The 3,711-nt window shown below is 66.2% G+C and carries 4 protein-coding genes; all 4 read left to right on the top strand.

Going from position 1 to position 3,711, the window contains the following annotated elements:
- The coding region (locus VK519_RS09755) for an aminotransferase class I/II-fold pyridoxal phosphate-dependent enzyme (protein WP_324349363.1) at window positions 1-534 on the top strand (534 nt) is incomplete at its 5' end.
- A gap of 86 nt (window positions 535-620) precedes the next feature.
- Window positions 621-1,481, top strand: a complete 861-nt coding sequence (locus VK519_RS09750) for a UDP-2,3-diacylglucosamine diphosphatase (protein WP_324349361.1) — start codon at window positions 621-623, stop codon at window positions 1,479-1,481.
- 62 nt (window positions 1,482-1,543) lie between these two features.
- The gene (locus VK519_RS09745; RefSeq protein WP_324349360.1) at window positions 1,544-1,762 is read left to right on the top strand and encodes a hypothetical protein; all 219 of its coding nucleotides are present in this window, start codon (window positions 1,544-1,546) and stop codon (window positions 1,760-1,762) included.
- 203 nt (window positions 1,763-1,965) lie between these two features.
- The coding region (locus tag VK519_RS09740; RefSeq protein ID WP_324349358.1) for a UvrD-helicase domain-containing protein at window positions 1,966-3,711 on the top strand (1,746 nt) is incomplete at its 3' end.

Here is a 3,711-nt window from a genome sequence, read left to right as displayed (position 1 = left end):
AAGGTGCATCGCGCCTGCGGGTACCGGGTGGGCTGGATGAGCCTGTCGGGCCATCCGCGCCTCACCGCGGATTACCGCGACGCGCTGCAATTGTTGGCGGCGCTGCGTCTTTGCGCCAATGTCACCGCGCAATGGGCCGTGCGGCCGGCGCTTGAAAACGCCGCCACCATCGGCGAACTCACCCGCCCCGGTGGCCGTCTGCACGAGGCCAGGCGGGCGGTGATCGAAGGCGTCGCCGCCAGCCAGTTCCTGGACATGGTCACCCCCGGCGGGGCGCTGTACGGCTTCCCGCAGGTCAAGGCGGCGGCCCTGCCGGTGTTCGACGATGCAGGCTTCGCGCTGCGCCTGCTCGAAGACGAAGCCGTGCTCATCGTCCCCGGATCCAGTTTCAACCTGGCCGCCAGCCGGCACCTGCGGCTCACCCTGCTGCCGGAGCCGGCGCAACTGCGTGAAGTATTCGTGCGCATCGATCGCGTGCTTGCCGCGATGGTGGGCGAACGCCAGCCCCGGGCCACGGCCGCCGCCGTCGCCTGACGCACGGCGGTAACCTCCCTGCCATCGGGCGGCGACACTCCGCGCCGATACTGTCGTCCCGGGAAGACTCACCGGGGATCGACGCCATGGGCCGTTTACGCTGCCGCAGCGCCTTCATATCAGATGTCCATCTGGGTACGCCCGATTGCAAGGCAGGCTACCTGCTGGATTTCCTTACCCACCTGGATTGCGAGCACCTGTACCTGGTCGGTGACATCATCGACCTGGAAGCCCTCGCCCGCCGCCACTGGTGGCACGCCGACCACGGTGCCGTGGTCGGCCAGCTGCTGGCGATGGCCGAGCGCGGGGTAAGGGTCACCTATATCCCGGGCAACCACGACGCCCCTCTGCGCGGCCTGGCCGGCCAGGCGATCGGCGGCATCCGCGTGGAGCTCGATGCCATCCACGAAGGCGCCGACGGACGGCGTTACCGCGTGAGCCATGGCGATGAATTCGACGCCGATTCGATCGGCCGCACCTGGATGCTCTGGGCCGGCGAAGTGCTGCACCGGGCAATCTGCTGGACCAACCGCCGCGTACACACCTTGAGGCGCTGGCTGGACCAGCCATACCTGCCACTGTCGATCATCATCAAGTCACACGTGGGCAAGGCACTGGCCTATATCCGAGACTTCGAGGAGCGCGTGGCCAACGACGCCCGCGAGCGCGGACTGGACGGTCATATCTGCGGTCACATCCACTTCGGCCACGTACGCGATATCGAAGGCGTGCTGTACCTCAACGACGGCGACTGGGTGGAGCACTGCACGGCGATCGTCGAAGACACCTGCGGGGCCATGGAGCTGATCCACTGGAGCGGCCACCGCGCCCGTCTGGGACGCGCCAGCCGCGAAACCATCCTGCCCTCGCCTGCCGAGGCCTTCGGCCTGCGCCCGCTCACGTCCTTGCCGGCGGCTTTGGTTGCCTTAAGGACCACCCAGCCCTAGGCCTCCACCATTCCTACACACGCGCCTGCCCATATTCCCGACGAACACACCGAGGAATGGGCATGCGCGCAGGTTTGATCGTTATCGGCATCATCCTGCTGGCCGCAGGAATCTGGGTGGTAGCGGGCAACGCCAGCTACCGCGACACCGACACCGTGGCCCAGATCGGCTCGGCCAAGCTAACCGCCACGCACGACCGGGCTGTCCCCCAATGGGTCGGCATCGCCGGCATCGTCATAGGCGGCCTTCTCACCGTAGGCGGCATCGCCCGCAAGCGCTGACACAAACACTGCAGGGGTGGATCCACAAGGCCGCGACAGCGGCCTTTTTTTGCGTGCTTCGGGCGATAGAGCCGGAGCGGGAGCGGTCGGATGGCGTTTTCGGAACGCTTCCGCAGGGAGGCGAAGGCCGACCGAGGACTTAGTGAAGAAAATGCCAACCGACCGCTCCCTCACCGGCACGCCCCACGAGATAGAATTGGCGGATGGATGTCTCTCATTTGCTTGATTCGCTTAATGATGCGCAGCGGGAAGCGGTTAGTGCGGAGCCGGGGCACTACCTGGTGCTGGCGGGTGCGGGGTCGGGGAAGACCCGTGTACTGACGCACCGGATTGGCTGGCTTACGCAGGTGCTGGGGGTGCCGCCGTGGGCGGTGCTGGCCGTCACCTTTACCAACAAGGCTGCCGGCGAGATGCGGTCGCGCCTGGAAGGGCTGATCCCGGGCGGCGCGCAAGGCCTTACCGTCGGTACCTTCCATGGCATCGCCCATCGTCTGCTGCGCCGGCATTGGCGCGAAGCGGGCCTGGTGGAAGGGTTCCAGATCCTCGATTCGGACGACCAGCAGCGCCTGGTCAAGCGCGTGGTGGCCGGCATGGGCCTGGACGAGGCCCGTTTTCCGCCACGCCAGGCCAGCTGGCAAATCAACAGCTGGAAGGATGAAGGCAAGCGCGCCAAGGACGTCGAACACCGCGACCATCCGGTTACCCGGACCTTCGTTGAGATCTACAAGGCCTACGAAGACGCTTGCCAGCGCGCGGGCCTGGTCGACTTCGCCGAGTTGCTGCTGCGCGCGCACGAGTTGTGGCTGAAGGATGCGCAGGTACTGGACCACTACCGGAACCGCTGGCGGCACCTGTTGGTCGACGAATTCCAGGACACCAACACGCTGCAGTACGCTTGGATCCGCATGCTGGCGGGCGACACCGGCAAGGTGTTCGTGGTGGGCGACGACGACCAGGCCATCTACGGCTGGCGCGGTGCGCGGGTGGAGAACGTGCAGCAGTTCCTGCGCGATTTCCCCGGCGCGCGGACGATCCGCCTGGAACAGAACTACCGTTCTACCGCCATTATCCTGAAAGCCGCCAACAGCGTGATCGCGCGCAACGGCGGTCGCCTGGGCAAGCAGCTGTGGACGGCCGGCGAAGAGGGCGAGCGCATCGCACTGTATGCCGCCTACAACGAGCAGGACGAAGCGCGTTTCGTCATCGATCGGATCCGCGAGCACATCGCCGAGAAGGGCCGCGCCCGTGACTGCGCCATCCTGTATCGCTCGAATGCGCAATCGCGCAATTTCGAGGAACAACTGATCCAGCGCGATATTCCCTACCGCGTGTATGGCGGCCTGCGCTTCTTCGAGCGCGCGGAAATCAAGGACGCCCTGGCGTATCTGCGGCTCACCGCCAACCGCCACGACGACGCCGCCTTCGAGCGCGCGGTGAACACGCCGCCCCGCGGCATCGGCGACCGTACGCTTGAGGAACTTCGCCGCCGCGCGCGCGGCGAGGCAACCTCGATGTGGGAAGCGGCGCTGTCGGAACTCTCCACCGGCTCGCTCGCGGCACGTTCGAAAAATGCCGTGAAGGCGTTCCTTTCCATGATCGAGGAGATGGCGCGCAGCTTCGGCGGCCTGCCGCTGGACGGGGCCGACTCGCCTTCCGCGCTGAACCTCGCCGAGCAGATCGAACACGCCATCATGCACACCGGCCTTCGCGATTATTACGAGCGCGACAGCCGAGGCAATGCCGAATCCCGCGTGGAGAACCTGGACGAACTGGTCAACGTGGCCAGCCGCTTCGAACCCACGGCCGACGACATCGACGCCGGCCTTACCGAACTCACCGCGTTCCTGTCGCATGCCTCACTGGAAGCCGGCGAAGGCCAGGGTGAGGCCTGGGACGATTGCGTGCAGCTGATGAGCCTGCATTCGGCCAAGGGCCTGGAATTCCCCGTG

It is taken from the genome of Pinirhizobacter sp. (assembly GCF_035317885.1).
Taxonomy (GTDB): Bacteria; Pseudomonadota; Gammaproteobacteria; order Xanthomonadales; family Rhodanobacteraceae; genus Pinirhizobacter.
Note: the sequence above shows the minus strand (reverse complement) of the source record. Positions and strands in the feature narration are given on the sequence as shown.

Excerpts from the sequence above, each read along its gene's own strand:
- VK519_RS09750 (WP_324349361.1), top strand. The coding sequence starts at position 621 with ATGGGCCGTTTACGCTGCCGCAGCGCCTTCATATCAGATGTCCATCTG.
- VK519_RS09745 (WP_324349360.1), top strand. The coding sequence starts at position 1,544 with ATGCGCGCAGGTTTGATCGTTATCGGCATCATCCTGCTGGCCGCAGGA.